The following is a 19,065-nucleotide window of genomic DNA, read 5'->3' as shown; positions in this document are numbered from 1 at the left end:
AGTGCGGGCTATGGGACGGGGCAAGGCTTTCGCGCAGAGGGCAGTTGGACGCACCGCAACCTGTTTCCCCCCGAAGGCGCATTACGGGTGGCAGCATTGCTTGGCACGAAAGAGCAGGCAGCTAGCATCGCCTTTGACCGCGCCAATGCCGGACGGCGTGACCGCAATATCGAGATATCCTTGTCGGCACTGCACAGCAATTTTGATGCGTTTGAGGCATATACCGGACGGCTGGCAGTGACGATGGCGTTGGTCTCGACCCCAATCTGGCAAAAGAAATTCACCTGGTCGATGGGTGCGGAAATCCTGGGGACGTCTGAGGATGCGTTTGAATTGGCGCGGGGTGCGCGCGACCGGCGTGTTTATTATGTCGCCGCTTTGCCAGTTCAGGTCGGTTTTGACCGATCGAATGATCTGCTTGATCCCGTGCGGGGTTATCGCGTCAATTTGCGGGTCTCGCCTGAGGCATCTTTAGGCACGGGAAGACAGATTTATGCGCGCGCGTTATTGGATGGATCTTATTATTATCCAGTGCAGGACAATGTGGTGGTGGCGGCCCGCGCGCGCGTTGGAACCATAGCCGGCATATCGCGGGATAATCTCGCACCATCACGCCGATTCTACGGCGGTGGTGGTGGCTCTGTCCGGGGTTTTGGCTATCAACGGCTCGGCCCCTTGGACCCGAAAAATGATCCCATCGGTGGCCGAAGCGTGAATGAATTTGCACTGGAGGGGCGCTATCGCTTTGGCAATTTCGGCGTTGTCGGCTTTGTCGACGCGGGCCAAGCGTATGAATCGAGCCTCCCCAAATTTGATGACTGGCGCGTGGGCGTTGGCATTGGTGGCCGCTTCTACACCAATTTTGGTCCCATCCGGCTTGACCTCGCCACACCCTTGAACCGCCGACCCGGTGACTCCCGCTTCAGCGTCTATGTGTCGATTGGGCAGGCGTTTTAATGGTGTGGCGGCGGATCGCTATTGCCGGCTCTGCCGCTGCGGTGCTTTTGCTACTTTTATTGGTTGGCGGCTTCATTTGGCTCGACAGCCCCTCCGGACGGACTTTTGCCGCACGGCAGATTGCGGCTTTTGAATATGAAAATGGCCTTAACATCCGCATCGGGAAAATTAACGGGTCGATTTACGATGACGCGACGTTGTCCGACGTCCGCTTTCATGATCCCAAGGGCGAATTTGCGCGCGCGCCCGAAATCCGGCTGGATTGGAACCCATTATCCTATTTTTACCGGGGTATCGCAATCCATGCCCTGACGGCGCAAGAGTTGAACATAGCGCGTTTGCCAGCGTTTCGGGCGGTTCCCGACCGTGGCGACCCGCTGCTTCCTGATATCGATATGCACATCGAACGGCTGCAGATAGATCGCATCGTCTTTGCCAAGGCTATTACGGGTGAGACACAAGTCGCCTCATTGTCTGGCAAAGTGCAGATTGCCGATAGGCGCGCAATAATTGACGCGGTCGCAGGCAGCACGCGCGGTGACCGCATTATTTTGAAACTCGATGCCGTGCCCGAAAAAAATCGCTTTGATGTCGATGTGAAGTTGGACGCACCAGCCAAGGGGCTATTCGCTGGACTGGCGGGCCGTTCGGTCCCGATGAATGCGAATTTGAGCGGTCGCGGTGACTGGCGCAAATGGGATGGCGCGTTGACGGCGCAATTGGCGTCTGAGAAAATTGCGGACCTTGCGCTTACCGCGCGCAAAGGGACATTCACAATGAAGGGCACCGCAGCGCCGGCCAGAATAGTGGCCGATAGCTTACTGATGCGCGCGTTGTCGCCCGTTGCAAAGGTGGATATGGCGGCAACCTTCGCCAACCGTGTCGCGAAAATTCGCGGGAGCATCCGTTCTGCCGCAGCAGAGGTTGATGCCGCTGGCGTCGCCGATTTGGGCGAAGGCAGCTTTGATGATCTCGCGCTAGATTTCCGCATTCTTCGCCCTGGCATTATCGGGACGAATGTCAGCGCGGCAAATATACGCGGCAAGGCTTTACTCAATGGTGCGTTTGCTGGCCCTACGGTCGCTTATGCCGCCAGCACTGGTCGGTTGGCATTTGATAGCACAGCATTTGAAGATGTGACTGTAACTGGTGAAATGCAAGGAAAGGCAGATCGCTTCATCATCCCGGTTAACGCCACGGCGCGCCAGGTCACGGGCATCAACCAAATCGCAGGCGGCTTGCTGACCAAATTGCGCGTGAATGGCGATATTGTTATCGCTGATGGGCGGTTGCTTTCCGACAATTTGAAAATTCGTTCGGACCGGATCAACGCAAAGGCTTTGCTGGTCGGGGACATTGATAAAGGCGTTTTTAACACGGCGTTAAACGGAAAGTTGGATGGATTTCAGGTCAACTCTGTCGGCCTGTTCAATGTGGTTGCCGATGTTGATATCGAAACAAAGCGTGGTCGTGGCTATGCTTTGGTCGGCACCGTAAAGGCGCGTTCAACCCGGCTGTTCAGCCAGGGTTTCCAAAAATTCCTTGGCGGCCAAATGTTCGTGAACGCCGGCATCCGTTATAGCAATAATGGCATTTTGCAGATCACGCGCGCCAGTTTGGCGTCGCCCTTGTTCCGGCTAAATAGTGGTAGCGGCACTTATGTGACCCAAGGGGGCCGTGTCGTGTTCAATGGTCAAGGCTATTCCAACCAATATGGCCCTGTGCTCGTCGGCATGACGGGGACATTTGACCGTCCAGAATATCGCATTACGGCAACCAATCCCGGCTTAGGCATCGGTATGTCCAATGTTGTCGGCGTCGTAACGCGCAGTCCGCGTGGCTATGCCATCGCGATGACAGGTTCGACCGATTATGGTCCGATCAGCGGCGATGTCGATGTGCTGGCGGGCGATGGCGCGCTGACCATGGATATCTTGCGCGGCAATTTTGCAGGCATCGGCGTAACAGGCCGGATCCGGCAGGTCGCATCGGGACCATTTGTAGGGACATTAACGGCCGCAGGTTCGGGCTTTGACGGAACCATCGCTTTGTCCGCTCAGGGTGCTTATCAGCGTGCCGTTGTCGATACCACTGCACTCAATGCCTTACTTTCTGGTACACAAAAGCTTGCGATCGGGCGGGGAATTGTGAACGCCGACATCATCTTGTTTGATAGCCCGCAGGTCATTGCTGATGTGCAAGTTGAAAACGCTGTCATGAACGACATTGCGATTGCCGCGGCACGGGTGAAGGTGAATTATAGGGCAAGTTCGGGCACTGCACAGATTTTAGCCGAGGGACGCAGCTCCGTTCCTTTTCGCTTTGCCGCCAATGCGGATTTTACGCCCAAATTGTGGCGGATAGCCGGGAAGGGCCGCGCTAATGGCGTCAATTTCGCGACCAATGGGGCTATGCGCATTGTTCCACGCAGGAGCAGCTATGACATTTTGCCGAGCGATATCAACGTCGCGGATGGCACCTTGCGCATTGCAGGCCGCTATGGCGACGCCCTTGTCCTGCAATCACGCATAGACAAGGTCGATATTGCCGTGCTGGATCCTTTCCTTCCTGGTCTTGGACTTGGCGGGCGGGCAAGCGGCAGTGTGGATTGGTCCCAGGCGTCGTTGTCTGCTTTCCCGAATGCGGATGTGCGGCTGGAGATCAATCGCTTTGTCCGCGCAAATTTGGGTTCACGCTCACAGCCGGTGGACATCAGCATGGTAGGGAGATTGTCACCCACAGGCGGTAACGCTCGTGCCCTGATCCGGCGGCGGGGTGCGGCGGTTGGGCGGCTTCAGATTGATTTGACACCCTTGCCTCCCGGAAACGCTCGCTGGACCGAACGGTTGCTCGCTGCGCCCCTATCCGGTGGCATTCGCTATAACGGACCTGCCGACACATTGTTCTCCTTGGTCGGGCTTGCGGACCAAAGCCTGACCGGTAACATTGGCATTGCCGCAGATTTTTCGGGCAGGGCGCAGACCCCGATATTGACTGGCGTCGTCCGCGCGAATGACCTTGTGTATGAAAATGATAGCTATGGCACGCGATTGACCGATCTGCGTGTGCGGGGCGTATTTACAAATGATCAGTTGGAAGTCACCCAGCTGAGCGCAAAAGCGGGCAATGGCACTGTGATGGGCAAGGGCGTCGTCAACTTAAGTGCAGCCAAGGGCTTTCCAGTGCAGCTTAATCTTGACCTCGACCGTGCCCGCGTTGCCCGTAGCGAACTGATTTCGACAACTGCGACCGGCCAGGTCAGTGTCACCAAAACGCCTTACGGTGAAGCTTTGGTCAGCGGCACATTGCGTCTGCCAGAAACGCGGTTCAAGATTATCCGGCAAGGCGCGGCCAAGGTGGCAACCTTAACCGGCGTCCGCCGTAAAGCACCAACGGGCCGGGTACGTGTGTCCGGCGATGCCGATGCAATCAGAAGTCTTCCCAGCAATTGGAAACTCGACATCCGACTGGAGGCCCCGGATGAATTATATGTGAGCGGCATGGGACTGGAGTCCGAATGGGGCGCGAATTTGCGGATCACAGGGACCAGTGACACGCCGTTGATTTCGGGTGATATGCAACTTGTGCGCGGGACGCTGGGCTTTGCAGGCCGATCCTTTGCTTTGGAAACTGGACGCATTTCCTTCAGCGGCGGGCCTGCCAGCAATCCATCGATCCGCGTGACGGCCGCAAGTGAGGTTGATGGAACAACAGTGCGCGTCAATATTGCGGGCACGGGGCAAAATCCTGCGATTAGCTTTAGTTCAATCCCTGCCATGCCGCAGGATGAAATCATGGCGCGGATATTGTTCGGAAACTCCATCGCCGAATTGTCTGCCATTCAGGCGGTCCAGCTTGCGGGGTCACTGAACAGCTTGCGCGGCGGGTCGGGCGGGCTAAATCCGCTGGGTGTGCTGCAATCGGCGACGGGTCTTGACCGTTTGCGCCTGCTGAATGCGGATGCGAATAATGGGCGTGAAATGGCGGTAGCCTTTGGCCAGTATATAACCAATGATGTCTATGTTGAAATCGTAACGGACGCCCGTGGCTATACCGCAACGCAATTGGAAATTAGTCTGACCCGCGCGCTGTCTGTGCTAAGCCAGATTGGCACCAGCGGCACATCCAACGTCAATATTCGGTATAAAAAGGATTATTGATGCGGCGCTTTTTATGTTTGCTCAGTCTGACCGTAACGTCTTTGCTTGCGGCGGGCTGCCAGCAGGATTTTGACGCACAATATGCGGAGACGGAGCGCAAGGTGAAAGCGGCTGAAGCAAAAATCGATGCTGAAATGGCAAAGGAAGCTAAGCGCGAGCCTATTGAAAATGGCAATTTGGATTAATGCCCTTGCTTTTGGGACGACGCCCCCTTCACTTTCTGTGTAACCGGTCCTAACAGATACAAATGTGGCAACTCCATCAATATCCACTCTGCCCCTTTTCGCGTAAAGTACGTCTGCTGCTTGGCGAAAAAGGCGTGCCATACAGCTTGGTGCGTGAAAATCCGTGGGAGCAGCGCGACGAATTTGTGCAAATGAACCCTGCGGGACGAACGCCCGTAATGCGCGATTCCGAACGTAATATTACTTTGTCCGATTCGGTGGCGATTTCAGAATATTTGGACGAAACCGTCCCAACGAACCCCATGATCAGCGGCACCGCGCAATATCGCGCCGAGATTCGCCGCCTCGTGTCTTGGTTCGACGAGCAATTTTATGGCGACGTCACGCAGCCGCTTTTGCATGAACGCATGAAGAAGCGACTGATTGATCGTCAACCGCCTGAAGCCAAAATACTACGCGAAGCGATGAAGTTGGCGAACGGCCATCTCGATTATATCGATTATCTCATCGACCACCGCGCGTGGCTGGCGGGTTCAACCATGACGATGGCCGATCTGGCTGCAGCGGCCCAGATTTCAGTCGCGGACTATCTTGGCGGCATCGATTGGAATGGGCATGAACAGACCAAGGCGTGGTATGCCATGTTCAAATCACGGCCGAGTTTTAGGCCCTTACTTTCCGAACGGATGGAAGTCATCGCGCCACCCAAGCATTATGAACAGGTCGATTTCTAGGCCCTGAAAATGGCTGATTTCTGGTCAGTTTCCTAGCCTCTTTGGCTATTGATAACGTTAAATTGGATATACTAACCGTTGGTATACGAACCGGCAGCGGTTGCCATAGGCGCAATTCGCGGCGCAATTGGGCTCGTCGATCACTGGACCGATCGGCCGGGCCTCCGCTGTAACGTCATCCCAACGCAGCGGAGGTCCATCTTTGGGGACAGTATATGGTATCGATTGTTTCCACAGTCGCGCCTCTCGGCTTGGAAGCCCGCAGCGTCGAAGTCCAATGCCAGGTCGCACCGGGGATGGTCAGTTTCGCGGTTGTCGGTCTTCCGGATAAAGCCGTCGCCGAAAGCCGCGAGCGTGTTCGCGCGGCTATTTCGGCGCTTGGTCTGGCATTGCCGCCCAAGCGGATCACCATCAATCTCTCACCCGCTGACCTACCCAAAGAGGGTTCGCATTATGATTTGCCAATTGCTTTGGCATTACTCGGGGCCATGGGGCTGGTGGATGCAGAAGCGCTGGCGCAATTTATCGTGGTCGGTGAGCTAGGTTTGGACGGCAGGGTTGCAGCATCACCTGGCGTGCTTTTGGCAGCGCTTCATGCCTCGTCACGCGGGCTCGGGTTGATATGTCCGGCGATGCAAGGGTCAGAAGCGGCTTGGGCTGGCGAAATCGAAGTTGTTGCCGCACCCGACTTACTGGGCTTGCTGAACCATCTGAAAGGGCAATCCTTGCTACGCTCGCCTGAGCCAGGGGTCGCCGCGCCGCGCCAAACGGGACCTGATCTGAAAATGGTAAAGGGACAGGAGACCGCAAAGCGCGCCTTGGAGATTGCCGCTGCTGGCGGTCACAATTTGGCGATGGTTGGTCCACCGGGTGCGGGTAAGTCGCTTTTGGCCGCGTGCATGCCGGGTATTTTGCCGGAGCTTTCGCCTGCTGAGGCATTGGAAGTGTCCATGATTGCATCCGTCGCCGGATCTTTGGATGGTGGCCGCTTATTGCGCACACGCCCGTTCCGTGCACCGCACCATAGCGCGTCCATGCCAGCCTTGGTCGGGGGCGGTCTGCGTATCCGTCCGGGCGAAGTCAGCCTGGCGCATCTTGGAGTCCTGTTCCTCGACGAGCTGCCTGAGTTCCAACGCAGTGTGTTAGACAGTTTGCGACAGCCGTTGGAAACGGGCGAAGTCACCGTCGCACGGGCCAATAGCCATGTGACCTTTCCCGCCAACGTCCAACTGGTCGCTGCGATGAACCCGTGCCGCTGCGGGCATCTTGGTGATGCGGCTTTGGCATGTAGCCGGGCACCGCGTTGCGCTGCGGACTATCAGGCGAAGATATCAGGGCCGTTGCTGGACCGGATCGACTTGCATGTCGATGTGCAGGCCGTGCGCGCGTCAGACTTGGTCCTTCCGCCCCCTGCCGAAGGATCGGCGGAGGTTGCCGTCAGGGTGCAGGCCGCGCGTTTTCTGCAAAGTGCGCGGCTGCAAGGCACTGGCTTGCGGACTAATGCGGATCTTGATGGCGAGACACTTGCGGCTTTTGCCACGCCGGATGCAGCGGGGCTGAGGTTGCCGGCCCAAGCGGCAGAAGCGATGCGCCTATCGGCGCGCGGTTACACACGCATATTGCGCGTTGCCCGGACGATCGCCGATTTGGCTAATGTCACAGACATTGGCCGCATCCACATCGCTGAGGCGCTAAGCTACCGACGACAACCGCCACGCAACTGAGCGGCCATATGGAGCGCGCATGGCATTGATGATAAAGTAATTCAAAGGGCGCCTTCGGCCAATTGGTGCGGATGGCGGGACTCGAACCCGCACGCCCTTACGGACAACAGATTTTAAGTCTGTAGCGTCTACCATTCCGCCACATCCGCTTAGCCATCCGCAGACAGCATTACGCCCGCAGGGTCAAGTGCCTTCGCATAAATGGGTTATTTGTTGAGGCCTTCGCGGACTTCTTTGCCCGGTTTGAAATAGGGTACGCGCTTCGATGGCACTTCGACCGATGCACCGGTGCGCGGGTTGCGGCCCTTGCGTGGGATGCGGTCACGGGTCGAAAAAGCACCAAAGCCGCGCAATTCAACACGCCCGCCATCGGAAAGGCGTTGAATAATCTGGTCAAAAAACAGATCGACGATCTTTTCGATTTCTTCTGTTTTGAGTTCCAGATTCTCGGCTTCCAGCTTTTTGATCAACTCGGAACGGATCATATAATGTCCCTCTCTTGCGGTTATCTAATTGGACGCGGCGCGCTTATCAAACGTCACGTTACAATGCTTTACAACAATGTCGCCACGCTGGCAGAAATTTTTTATCATTACAACGGTCTTCCAAAAGTTTTGTGCCAAAGGCATAAAAAAACCCGCTCCTCATTCAAGGAGCGGGTTTCCATTACGACATTTAGGAGGAAGTTCTTAACCGAAGCTTACTTCTTCACGCCCTTAAGCGCTTCACCCAAGATGTCGCCAAGCGATGCGCCGGAATCGGATGAACCATATTGCTCAACTGCTTGCTTTTCTTCAGCGAGCTGTAGCGCCTTGACTGAGAAGTTCGGCTTTTTCGAACGGTCGAAACCAGTGACCATGGCGTCAAACTTCTGACCAACCTGGAACCGATCGGGACGTTGCTCATCGCGGTCGCGGCCAAGGTCGGCGCGCTTGATGAAGCCCGTTGCGCCATCTTCGCCCGCTTGCACTTCAAGTCCGCCGTCGCGTACTTCAAGAACGGTCACGGTAGTGGTGCCACCCTTCTTCAGGCCGCTTGCCGAAGCAGCGCCGGCTGCCGTTGGGGCACCCTTTTCAAGTTGCTTGATACCAAGCGAAATGCGTTCTTTCTCGGCGTCGATGTCGAGAACGATTGCCTTGACGGTTTCACCCTTGCGGTGAAGGTGCAGAGCTTCTTCACCCGTGATGCCCCATGCAATGTCGGACATGTGGACCATGCCGTCGACGTCGCCGTCGAGACCAATGAACAGACCGAATTCGGTCGCATTCTTGACTTCGCCTTCAACGGTCGAGCCCACTGGGAACTTGTCAGCGAATGATGCCCATGGATTGTCGTGCGCTTGCTTGAGGCCAAGCGAAATGCGGCGTTTTTCCATGTCGATGTCGAGAACAACAACGTCGACTTCTTGTGAGGTCGAAACGATTTTGCCAGGGTGCACGTTCTTTTTTGTCCATGACATTTCCGAAACGTGGACCAGACCTTCGATACCGGCCTCGAGTTCGATGAACGCACCATATTCGGTTATGTTCGTGACTGCACCCTTCAGCTTGGTGCCAACGGGATATTTGGCAACAGCGGCATCCCAAGGATCGCTTTCCAACTGCTTCATGCCAAGGCTGATGCGCTGTGTGTCCTTGTTGATGCGGACGATCTGTACCTTAACGGTGTCACCAATGTTGATGACCTCGCTTGGGTGGTTGATACGCTTGTAGCTGATGTCCGTGACGTGCAGCAGGCCATCGATGCCGCCCAGATCGACGAACGCACCATAATCGGTGATGTTCTTGACAACGCCGTCGATGATCTGACCTTCGATCAGGTTCTGGATGAGGCCAGTGCGCTGTTCCGCGCGTGTTTCTTCCAATATGGCGCGACGCGACACAACGATGTTGCCACGCTTGCGATCCATTTTGAGGATGACGAATGGCTGTGCGATGTCCATCAATGGCGCAACGTCGCGGACGGGGCGGACGTCAACCTGGCTGCCGGGCAAGAATGCTACTGCGCCGCCCAGATCAACGGTGAAACCACCCTTAACGCGGCCGAAGATAACGCCATCTACGCGGTTGCCTGCGTCAAATTCGCCTTCCAGCACATCCCAAGCGGCTTCGCGGCGGGCGCGATCGCGGCTGAGCATGGCTTCGCCGTTCATATTTTCTACGCGGTCAACGAAGACTTCGACTTCGTCGCCAACCTTCAGGTCGGCTTTCTGGCCGGGCATAGCGAATTCACGCAGCGCCACACGGCCTTCGGATTTGAGACCCACATCGATGACAGCATGGTCATTATCGATTGCGGTAATAGTGCCTTTTACGACGCGGCCTTCAAAGCCACCGTCTGCGCCACCAAGTGATTCGTCGAGAAGTGCCGCGAAATCGTCGCGGGTCGGGTTTGGCGAAGTTGCCATAGGTTAGAGTGTCCTTAACTACATTTTGTCCGGCCAGTCGGTTGGTTCCGACGGTCTTTGACCAGAGTTGCCCTGATGCCCGAATAGCAGCAAAGCGTCCAAATACGGTGCATATCGAGCCAATTAACCACCTCATGCTGAACTTGTTTCAGCATCCATCCATCAACTTAGACCAATGGTCAGCGAGGCAAAATGGACCCTGAACCAAGTTCAGGGTGACAGTGTGTTCTATCGATACACTCCGGCCACTTAGCTCTTGTGAAGTCGAGACTCCACCAAAGCGATCGCAGCTTGAACGGCGTCGCCTATAGTCAAATCGCCAGTATCAAGCAATAGCGCGTCTTCTGCGGGTTTTAATGGTGCATCGGCGCGCGCCATGTCGCGCGCATCGCGTGCCTGAATGTCTGCCAAGATATCGGCAAATGCTACATGCATGCCGTGTCGATGCATTTCTGCGTGGCGGCGTCGTGCGCGGACCTCTGCGGGCGCGGTGACGAACAGCTTCACGTCAGCATGTGGCGCGATGACCGTCCCGATATCGCGCCCGTCAAGCAACGCGCCGCCGGGTTGATTGGCAAAGTCCACCTGGCGCTGGTTGAGCGCTGCGCGCACCACGGGGTGGATGGAAACCCGACTAGCTAACCCGCCAACTTCTTCGTTCCGCAAGATAGGGTCATCAAGCAAGCTGTCGGGAAAGCGGCATCCCGCCAAAGCGTCCGCGGCATCGTCGGCGTTGCCCAGGTGCAATTGCACCTGCCGACCGACCGCCCGGTACAACAGGCCCGTATCCAGAAAGGGCAACCCAAAATGCGCTGCCAATGCCTTTGCCAATGTGCCCTTGCCCGAGGCAGTTGGCCCGTCAACGGCGATGATCATTCGGCCGCGCCTTTATCGACACGGTGCTTCATCAGCGCCTTGGTGATGCCAAACAAAGCAATCGCCATCCAGACAATTTCCAGCACCATCGTTGGTAGGTTGAAATTCACCATCAACGAAATGGTCAGCAGCGCCGCGCCAAGGAAGTTTGCAACTTTGAACCACAAGGCGTTCATCTGCGTCGTGAGGTTGCTATACGCGAACGCCGCGACGATGAAGAAGCTACCCGCGAACCCGATGAGGTCTGCGGTGAAAGGCGATACATATTCGGTCAATGCTGCACCTGCAGAGTATGCAAGATAGATTCAAATGTGGGAAAGCTGGTCGCGATGGGCGACACGTCATCCACCGTTACTGCGTGATAGGCATGCTGGCCTGCCACGGCAAAGCTCATGGCGATACGGTGGTCAAGCGCACTGGTGACCGTTGCGCCGCCCTCCAGCGGCTCCCCGCCAGTGCCGTCGATGACGAGACCGTCCTCCCGTTCTTCAACCCGTGCGCCAATCGCTTTCAAGCCAGTCGCCATCAGCGCAAGCCGGTCGGATTCCTTCACCCGCAGTTCGTCGAGGCCGCTGGTCGTTGTCCGGCCCTGCGCCATGCTGGCAGCGACGAAGAAAACGGGAAACTCATCAATCATGCTCGGCGCCACATCCGGTGGGACGTCGATACCGCGCAGAACAGAATGCCGCGCGGTGATGTCTGCCACCGGCTCGCCGCCCACTTCGCGCGCATTAGAATAAGTGAGGTCAGCGCCCATCGCCTCCAGCATCTTGTAGATCCCGGTGCGCGTCGGGTTCATGCCGACATGGGTGACCGTCACTTCGCTGCCGGGCGTGATGAGCGCCGCAACAATAAAGAAGGCTGCGGAGGACGGATCACCGGGAACCTCAATCTGCTGCGGCTGTAATTCCGCCTCCCCCATCAGGCGGATATACCGAACGCCATCGGCTTCGACATCTACCGTCAAATCCGCACCAAAACCACGGAGCATCCGCTCGCTATGGTCGCGGGTAGGCACTGGCTCGATCACTTCGGTAATGCCAGCGATGTTCAACCCCGCGAGCAAGACAGCGCTTTTCACTTGCGCGGAGGCGACCGGCAGTCGGTAGCTGATCGGTATGGCAGGGACTAACCCACGCACCATCAACGGCAACAACCCGCCGGGGCTTGCTGTAAACTCGGCGCCCATTTGGCGGAGCGGATCAATCACGCGGCCCATCGGGCGTTTGGACAGGCTGGCATCGCCAATGAAGGTCGCGGTTAGCCTGTGGCTGGCGACCAGACCCATCAATAACCGTGTTGAAGTCCCGCTATTGCCCATGTCCAGTGCGCCAGCGGGCTGCATTAAGCCGCCCACGCCCAAGCCGTTGACGGTCCAATGGCCCTCGCCCGTGCGTTCAATATGTGCGCCCATGGCCCGCATGGCGGCAGCGGTGGCGAGCACGTCTTCGCCTTCTAGCAAGCCTGTAATTTTGCTCTCACCCACGGCAAGCGCGCTCAACATAAGCGCGCGGTGCGAAATGGATTTGTCGCCAGGAACCTTTAGAGTGCCGAGTAACGGGCCTCGGGGCTGGAAACTGCCGGGTCGGGATGGAGCACTGTGCATTATGTTTTGCGCTTTGCGGATGATGCGCGTTCAAGTCAACGACCACAGTAATTTTTGACAGCGGCGTGTCGCTGTGGCAAAGGCCGCGCCAATTGACGGTGATTCACAGATGTGCGTTGCCTTTCCAAGCCAGTTTAAAAGGATTTAAGCCCGCCATGATCAAGGCTGAATGGGGAACCAAGCGCACTTGCCCGAAATGTGGCGTTCGTTTTTACGACCTGACGAAGGACGAACCGGTTGAATGCATCGAATGCGGCAACCAGTGGACGCCAGAGCCAGTTTTGAAGTCGAAGCAGCCATTGCCGTTTGAAGAAGCCGAAAAGAAGAAAGACGATTCGGATCTGGCGGATGATGATCTCGACATTGACGTCGATGCGGTTGACGGCGACGTTTCGCCCGACAATGATGTCGACTTGGGTGGCGACGAAGATCTTGGCGTTGCTGGCACAGAAGATGAGCCCGACGACATCTAATCTTCGGGCTTGATATATACAGGAGCGGCCGCTAGTGGCGCTCCTCACCATGGCTGCCCAATGGGCGGCCAGATGGGGCCTTAGCTCAGCTGGTAGAGCGCTACACTGGCAGTGTAGAGGTCAGGGGTTCGACTCCCCTAGGCTCCACCAACCTTCTTTTTCACGTAATGCTGAACTTGTTTCAGCATCCATTTGCCAGCTTAGCCCGAAGAGTTGAGACGCATGATGGACCCTGAACCAAGTTCAGGGTGACAAGCTTGGGCATTGAACCCAGCACTGGCCAAAACCAGCATTCTTCCCTAAAGGCCAATATATGCATTTTCTTGACCAAGCTAAGATTTTTGTCCGTTCCGGCGCAGGTGGCCCCGGCGCGGTCAGCTTTCGGCGGGAAAAATATGTACAATATGGCGGCCCCGACGGCGGCAATGGCGGCAAAGGTGGCGATGTCATTTTTGAAGCTGTGGCTGGACTGAACACGCTTATCGATTTTCGTTATGCGCAGCATTTCAAGGCGATGCGCGGTATCCAAGGCATGGGCCGGGACCGCCATGGCGCTTATGGCGATGATCTTGTCATTCAGGTGCCTGTGGGAACGCAGGTGCTGGCCGACGACGAAGAACGCACCTTGTTGCTTGACCTGACCGAGGTCGGTCAACGCGTTGTGTTTTTGCGCGGTGGCGATGGCGGCCGCGGCAACGCATCGTATAAAAGCTCAACCAACCGCGCCCCCCGCCAACATGGTCCCGGTTGGCCGGGTGAGGAAATGTATGTGTGGTTACGGCTGAAGCTTCTAGCCGATGCCGGCCTTGTCGGCATGCCGAACGCGGGCAAATCGACCTTCATCAACCAAGTATCCAATACTAAGGCGAAGGTCGGCGACTATCCCTTCACCACCACCCGCCCGCAATTGGGCGTTGTGGATCATAAATCGCGTGAGTTCGTCTTGGCTGATATACCGGGGCTTATTGCCGGTGCGGCGGAAGGCGTTGGCATTGGCGACCGTTTCTTGGGTCATATTGAACGCTGCCGTATACTCATCCATTTGATCGATGCGACGCAAGATGACCCGATTGCCGCGTGGCATATCGTCTGCGACGAATTGAGCGAATATGGCGCGGCCTTGGATGAAAAGCCCCAGATTGTCGCGCTCAACAAGGGCGATTTGCTTGACCCTGAATTGATGGCCGACATCGCGCAGCAGCTACAAGCGGCTGGCGCGCAGGATGTCATCGCGATTTCCGGTGCGACGGGCCAAGGCGTTGAGCTGGTCCTCGACCGGATATTGGAGGCGCTGCCTGCCAAAAGCGGGATTGAAGGCGCAAAGGCCGATGGCATTACCGAGGACGGGACATGGTCGCCGATCTGAACGCTGCATTCCTGCCAACATCCTGCCCCTTATTAGTGGTGAAGGTCGGCTCGTCGTTGCTGGTGCAGCCAGACGGGACTGTGCGGCGGGAATGGCTTCAGACGCTCGTTGCGGACATCAGTGCGCGGCATAAGGCTGGGCAGAGGTGCATTATTGTCACCTCTGGCGCGATTGCGCTGGGTGCCCGCCGCTTGGGCTTTGAAAAAGGGGGACGCGCAAGCCTTGCAGATGCACAAGCTGCCGCGTCGGTCGGGCAGATTGTATTATCGGGCATCTGGGCGGACCTTTTGGAAGGTCAGTCCTTGGCCGCAGCGCAGATGCTGGTGACACTCGATGATCTTGAGGACCGCCGCCGTTATTTGAACATCGCGGCCACGCTTGATCGCCTATTGGGAGCAGGGGCGGTACCCGTCATCAACGAAAATGATAGCGTCGCCACGGAGGAAATTCGTTTTGGCGACAATGACCGTTTGGCCGCGCGTGTTGCACAAGCTGCGGGTGCAACGGGCGTCATATTGCTGTCCGATGTTGACGGTCTTTTTGACCGCGCACCCCATTTGCCGGGCGCAACGTTGCTGCCGACGATAGACAAGATTGATGGCCGCGTGCGGGTGATGGTGGCCGAAGGCTCCTCCTCAGGCATGGGTTCCGGCGGGATGGCATCAAAATTGGATGCCGCCGATATTGCGGCGCGAGCAGGGATTGGCCTAGTGATCGCGTCCGGCCTACGCGACCATCCGCTTGCGGCGCTGGCACAAGGCGGTCCTGCGACCTTCTTCGCCCCGCGTGAAGGTCGCTCAGCCCGCAAAAGTTGGCTCGGCGGGCGTCTGACGGTCAAGGGCCGGATCCGCATCGATTATGGGGCAGTGCAAGCACTTAAGAACGGAAGCAGCCTGTTGCCTGCTGGCGCACTGTCGGTTGAGGGCGAATTTAAGCGGGGCGATGTCATCGACATCAGCGCCGATGATGGCCTTGCGATTGCGCGTGGACTATCGGAATATGATGCTGTGGATGCCGCGCGGATTTGCGGGCATCGGTCAAGCGCGTTGGCCGCCATATTGGGCACCGTGCCGCGCTCCGTCCTTGTCCACCGGGACCAATTGGTACTTTTGTGAAAACGGTCGCATTGACTGGAGCAACGGGGTTCGTCGGACGGATGACGCTGCGACGATTGGTCGCGGCTGGCTGGCACGTGCGGGCATTGACACGGCGGGACCAGCCCAAGACAGCAGGCGTGACATGGGTGCATGGCCGTCTGGATGATGCGGCCAGCCTCAACGAATTGTGCGACGGCGCCGACGCGGTATTGCATGTTGCTGGCGTTGTTAACGCGCCTGATGCCGCTGGTTTCGAAAGCGGTAATGTGGCGGGCACGGCAAACATGATTGCTGCTGCGCACATGGCGGGTATAGATCGCTTCGTCGCGGTCTCGTCACTTGCCGCGCGCGAACCGGCGCTGTCATTGTACGGTGCGAGCAAGGCCAAGGCGGAAAATCTTGTGAAGGCATCGGCGCTCGACTGGACCGTCATTCGTCCACCCGGTGTCTATGGCCCCGGCGATACCGAGATGTTTGATATGTTCCGTATTGCAGCCAAAGGCTGGGCTTTGTTGCCGCCGCGCGGGCGCGTGTCCGTCATTCATGTCGATGATCTGGCGCGTTTGCTCGTGACCCTGTTGTCAGCTGAAAATGTGTCGAAACGCCTGTTTGAGGCGGATGATGGGACGGCTGGCGGGTGGAGCCATGAAGCCTTCGCCAAAGCCATTGGCGCAGCGGTCGGCCGCAACATCACGGTCGTGCATGCACCGAGCTTTCTTTTGAAATTCGCCGGATGGGCGGACCGCGCTATCCGCGGGCCAAAGGCAAAGCTTACGCCGGACCGCGCCAATTACCTTGCGCATCCCGACTGGACCATTGACCCGGACGCTGCGCCAGCGTCGCAGCTTTGGTTGCCGGAAATTGCAACGGCTGCGGGCCTGAAGGACACCGTAAGCTGGTATCGTAAGCACGGGTGGATGTAGCGCCTTCGCCTTGCCCTTTTGCCGCCTTATTCGCTTGCCATAGCGCGGAGTTATGGGGCATTGGCCGCCAATCATATCGAGGATGTAAGAATGACTGACCGAAGCGAAATGTTTGATCGCCTCAAAGGCTTGATCGAACCATTTAACAAAAAAGGCGTCGAAGTTGGTGAAGCAACCACCTTTGCCGGCGATCTTGAATGGGACAGCCTGACCGTTATGGATTTTGTAGCTGAAGTCGAAGACAGCTTCGATATCATCATCAGCATGAATTTGCAGGCGGAGATCGAAAATGTCGGCCAGTTGGTCGATGCCGTGACCAAGCTAACTGCTGCCTAAATTCATCACGAGAGACGGTTATGACTGACTTATTTTCAAAATTTGATGCCTTGATCGCTCAGCGCGAAGGTCTGCTCGCTACGGGCGTAAAAGACCCGTTCAGCCTGGTGATGGAAGAAGTGAAATCGCCCACCGTCGCTGTCGTCAACGGCAAGGAAACGATCTTGCTTGGCACCTATAATTATATGGGCATGACCTTTGACGATGATGTCATTGCGGCAGGCAAGCAAGCATTGGACGAATTTGGCGCTGGCACAACCGGCAGCCGCGTTCTCAACGGCACGTTTCAGGGCCATAAGGAATGCGAAGACGCGTTGAAGGAATTTTACGGGATGGACCATGCCATGGTCTTTTCCACGGGCTATCAGGCGAATTTGGGTATCATCAGCACGATTGCGGGCAAAGGCGATTATATCATCCTCGATATCGACAGCCATGCGTCGATTTATGATGGTTGCAAAATGGGCGACGCCGAAATCGTCGCATTCCGCCATAATGACGTTGAGGCTCTCGAAAAACGCCTGAAGCGGCTTCCGGCGGACGCAGGCAAGCTTGTTGTGCTTGAGGGCGTTTACTCTATGCTTGGTGACGTTGCGCCTTTGAAGGAAATGATCCGCGTTTCGAAAGAAGCAGGGGCGATGATCCTGGTCGACGAAGCACATTCGATGGGCTTTATTGGCGAAAATGGACGCGGTGTGGCGGAAGAGCAAGGCGTGCTTGATGATGTCGATTTTGTGATTGGCACCTTTTCCAAATCGGTGGGTACCGTAGGTGGCTTCTGCGTGTCGAACCATCCCAAGTTTGAAATCATGCGGCTCGTGTGCCGTCCTTATGTGTTCACCGCATCGCTTCCGCCTTCGGTTGTCGCCTGTTCGGCGGCGAGCATCCGCAAACTCATGCACAATGGCAACAAGCGCGCGCATTTGTGGGAAAATTCAAGAAATCTGCATCAGGGGCTGCGCGATCTCGGCTTCCAATTGGGCACACCCAATGCACAAAGCGCGATCATTGCGGTCATTATGCCCGATCTAGAAAAAGGCGCGGCGATGTGGGCGGCGTTGCTTGAAAACGGCCTCTATGTGAACTTGGCACGTCCGCCCGCGACGCCCGCGGGCATGACCTTGCTGCGTTGCTCGCTTTGCGCGGAGCATACGAGCGATCAGGTCGCAGATATTCTCAACCGCTTCGAACGCGCGGGCAAAGCTGTCGGGATCATCTGACGGAACGTCCGGGAATAGGCTTGACCGTCACGCTCGTTTATTGCCCCCGCGCAACCGATTTGGCGGTTAACGCACCGCGCCCTTGGCCAGCAACTTGGGCACCAGAAACAGCGCCGCGACCAATGGCCATTTGCGTTGCCATGGCCGGATGATGATGTGCGTTCCAGCGTGGCGGTTGATCTTCCACGCCAGATAATCAATCCCGCCCGCATAAGTAAACGCAGCTTTGGCAAGCCGTGCGATAGTCAGTAATTTGCCGCGTCGCCGCAAGCCTGGCCAACGGTTTTTCTCCTGCGCAATTCTTCCATCCACATCCGGCAACAGAAGGATTTTGTCGCCGCGCAGTTCGCTCGCGATGCTGGTGTGATAAAGCGCAGCGATGCCAAAACGGCCATAGCGTTCGGGGTCGAAAGCGATCACGGACGACGGCCGATCGTTGCGTTCGGCACGCAGTTCGGCACTATAGGTCATCTGGAACCCGGACTGCCACAAATCGAGAACATCCACCTCGCGTTCGACACATGCCAGTGCTGCATTTAGCAATGTTGGCGCTGCCCCAGAAATCGCGATTACCGCTGCGTGTCGGGCCGTTTCATCAGCGCACCAGACCAAGCGCGAAGGCTGTGCAAATCTGGCCCAGACCGAAACAGCGGAGGCGGCTGGCCGGTTAAGGTCATGAAAGTCGCTTTCGCTTAACACTGCGACTTTGGCGATGAGGCCATTATGTTGAAACGGAAAGACGTTGGGCGGCAGGCGGCGGTTCCATGTCGCGAGCCAGCTTTTGCTATAAGCTGTCTTATAGTCCGAAACGATCAGGTAAAAGTCGATCATCTCGCCCTGCAATTGCTCTGTCCGTAAACAAGAACCGTAAAACAGCACTGCCCGTGCGGCGCCATTGAATTGCGCTGCGATATGCGCAGCAAATTCGCTAACCCCTGCTTGCACGGGGACAGCCAATTCTTCAGTGATAAGTTGCGTAAGCGAAAGCATATCAGGGGTCT

Annotated in this window: 17 protein-coding genes and 2 tRNA genes; 12 read left to right on the top strand and 7 right to left on the bottom strand. The window is 56.8% G+C overall.

The features are described 5' to 3' along the window. From Q0O33_RS07765 to Q0O33_RS07745, 5 genes are all read left to right on the top strand, one after another. On the top strand, positions 1–957 hold a 957-nt coding region (locus Q0O33_RS07765; protein WP_295497943.1), incomplete at its 5' end, for a BamA/TamA family outer membrane protein. Further along, positions 957–5,117: a translocation/assembly module TamB domain-containing protein gene (locus Q0O33_RS07760; RefSeq protein WP_295497941.1), complete on the top strand. Its 4,161-nt coding sequence runs from the start codon at positions 957–959 to the stop codon at positions 5,115–5,117. The genes Q0O33_RS07765 and Q0O33_RS07760, both read left to right, overlap by 1 nt. Further along, positions 5,117–5,302, top strand: coding sequence for a hypothetical protein (locus tag Q0O33_RS07755; protein WP_295497939.1), 186 nt, complete (start codon positions 5,117–5,119; stop codon positions 5,300–5,302). The genes Q0O33_RS07760 and Q0O33_RS07755 overlap by 1 nt, the downstream gene beginning before the upstream one ends. A 62-nt stretch (positions 5,303–5,364) precedes the next feature. After that, positions 5,365–6,036 (top strand): glutathione S-transferase family protein, encoded by a 672-nt coding sequence (locus Q0O33_RS07750; protein ID WP_295497937.1) that lies wholly within the window; start codon positions 5,365–5,367, stop codon positions 6,034–6,036. Positions 6,037–6,251: 215 nt separating this feature from the next. Beyond that, a complete protein-coding gene (locus tag Q0O33_RS07745) occupies positions 6,252–7,760 on the top strand; it encodes a YifB family Mg chelatase-like AAA ATPase (protein ID WP_295497935.1) in 1,509 nt (502 codons plus the stop codon). 63 nt (positions 7,761–7,823) lie between these two features. On the opposite strand, the gene Q0O33_RS07740 is transcribed toward Q0O33_RS07745, so the two are convergent. The 6 genes from Q0O33_RS07740 to aroA all read right to left on the bottom strand — a co-directional run bounded on the left by Q0O33_RS07740 (position 7,824) and on the right by aroA (position 12,649). Continuing rightward, positions 7,824–7,909, bottom strand: a tRNA-Leu gene (locus Q0O33_RS07740). 57 nt (positions 7,910–7,966) lie between these two features. After that, complete coding sequence (locus Q0O33_RS07735; RefSeq protein ID WP_295497933.1) at positions 7,967–8,245, bottom strand: integration host factor subunit beta; 279 nt, start codon at positions 8,243–8,245, stop codon at positions 7,967–7,969. Positions 8,246–8,460: 215 nt separating this feature from the next. Further along, complete coding sequence (rpsA, locus tag Q0O33_RS07730; RefSeq protein WP_295497931.1) at positions 8,461–10,167, bottom strand: 30S ribosomal protein S1; 1,707 nt, start codon at positions 10,165–10,167, stop codon at positions 8,461–8,463. A gap of 249 nt (positions 10,168–10,416) precedes the next feature. Next, positions 10,417–11,043, bottom strand: a complete 627-nt coding sequence (locus Q0O33_RS07725) for a d(CMP) kinase (RefSeq protein ID WP_295497929.1) — start codon at positions 11,041–11,043, stop codon at positions 10,417–10,419. Continuing rightward, on the bottom strand, positions 11,040–11,318 hold the full coding sequence (locus Q0O33_RS07720; protein WP_295497927.1) for a hypothetical protein: 279 nt from the start codon (positions 11,316–11,318) through the stop codon (positions 11,040–11,042). The genes Q0O33_RS07725 and Q0O33_RS07720 overlap by 4 nt, the downstream gene beginning before the upstream one ends. Beyond that, a complete protein-coding gene (gene aroA, locus Q0O33_RS07715; RefSeq protein ID WP_295497925.1) occupies positions 11,315–12,649 on the bottom strand; it encodes a 3-phosphoshikimate 1-carboxyvinyltransferase in 1,335 nt (444 codons plus the stop codon). Before aroA ends, Q0O33_RS07720 begins: the two co-directional genes overlap by 4 nt. A gap of 155 nt (positions 12,650–12,804) precedes the next feature. On the opposite strand from aroA, the gene Q0O33_RS07710 reads away from it, so the two are divergent. The 7 genes from Q0O33_RS07710 (at position 12,805) to Q0O33_RS07680 (ending at position 18,064) form a co-directional block, all read left to right on the top strand. Then, a complete protein-coding gene (locus tag Q0O33_RS07710; protein ID WP_125231048.1) occupies positions 12,805–13,122 on the top strand; it encodes an FYDLN acid domain-containing protein in 318 nt (105 codons plus the stop codon). 74 nt (positions 13,123–13,196) lie between these two features. Further along, positions 13,197–13,272, top strand: a tRNA-Ala gene (locus Q0O33_RS07705). Positions 13,273–13,435: 163 nt separating this feature from the next. Then, positions 13,436–14,488 (top strand): GTPase ObgE, encoded by a 1,053-nt coding sequence (gene obgE, locus Q0O33_RS07700; RefSeq protein WP_295497923.1) that lies wholly within the window; start codon positions 13,436–13,438, stop codon positions 14,486–14,488. Further along, positions 14,473–15,603 carry a glutamate 5-kinase gene (gene proB / locus Q0O33_RS07695; protein ID WP_295497921.1) on the top strand — a complete coding sequence of 377 codons (1,131 nt, stop codon included), beginning with the start codon at positions 14,473–14,475 and terminating at the stop codon, positions 15,601–15,603. The genes obgE and proB overlap by 16 nt, the downstream gene beginning before the upstream one ends. Further along, entirely contained in the window at positions 15,600–16,508 is a 909-nt protein-coding gene (locus Q0O33_RS07690) for an NAD(P)H-binding protein (protein ID WP_295497919.1), read from the top strand. The genes proB and Q0O33_RS07690 overlap by 4 nt, the downstream gene beginning before the upstream one ends. Positions 16,509–16,598: 90 nt before the next feature. Further along, entirely contained in the window at positions 16,599–16,844 is a 246-nt protein-coding gene (locus Q0O33_RS07685) for an acyl carrier protein (RefSeq protein WP_295497917.1), read from the top strand. Positions 16,845–16,864: 20 nt separating this feature from the next. After that, complete coding sequence (locus Q0O33_RS07680) at positions 16,865–18,064, top strand: aminotransferase class I/II-fold pyridoxal phosphate-dependent enzyme (RefSeq protein ID WP_295497915.1); 1,200 nt, start codon at positions 16,865–16,867, stop codon at positions 18,062–18,064. A 66-nt stretch (positions 18,065–18,130) separates the two neighbouring features. Here Q0O33_RS07680 and Q0O33_RS07675 read toward each other — a convergent pair whose 3' ends face one another. After that, positions 18,131–19,054: a hypothetical protein gene (locus Q0O33_RS07675; RefSeq protein WP_295497913.1), complete on the bottom strand. Its 924-nt coding sequence runs from the start codon at positions 19,052–19,054 to the stop codon at positions 18,131–18,133. Between the last annotated feature and the right edge of the window lie 11 nt (positions 19,055–19,065).

Source organism: Sphingorhabdus sp. EL138 (genome assembly GCF_945862485.1).
GTDB lineage: Bacteria > Pseudomonadota > Alphaproteobacteria > Sphingomonadales > Sphingomonadaceae > Sphingorhabdus_B.
This window is presented reverse-complemented; position numbering and strand designations above follow the sequence as displayed.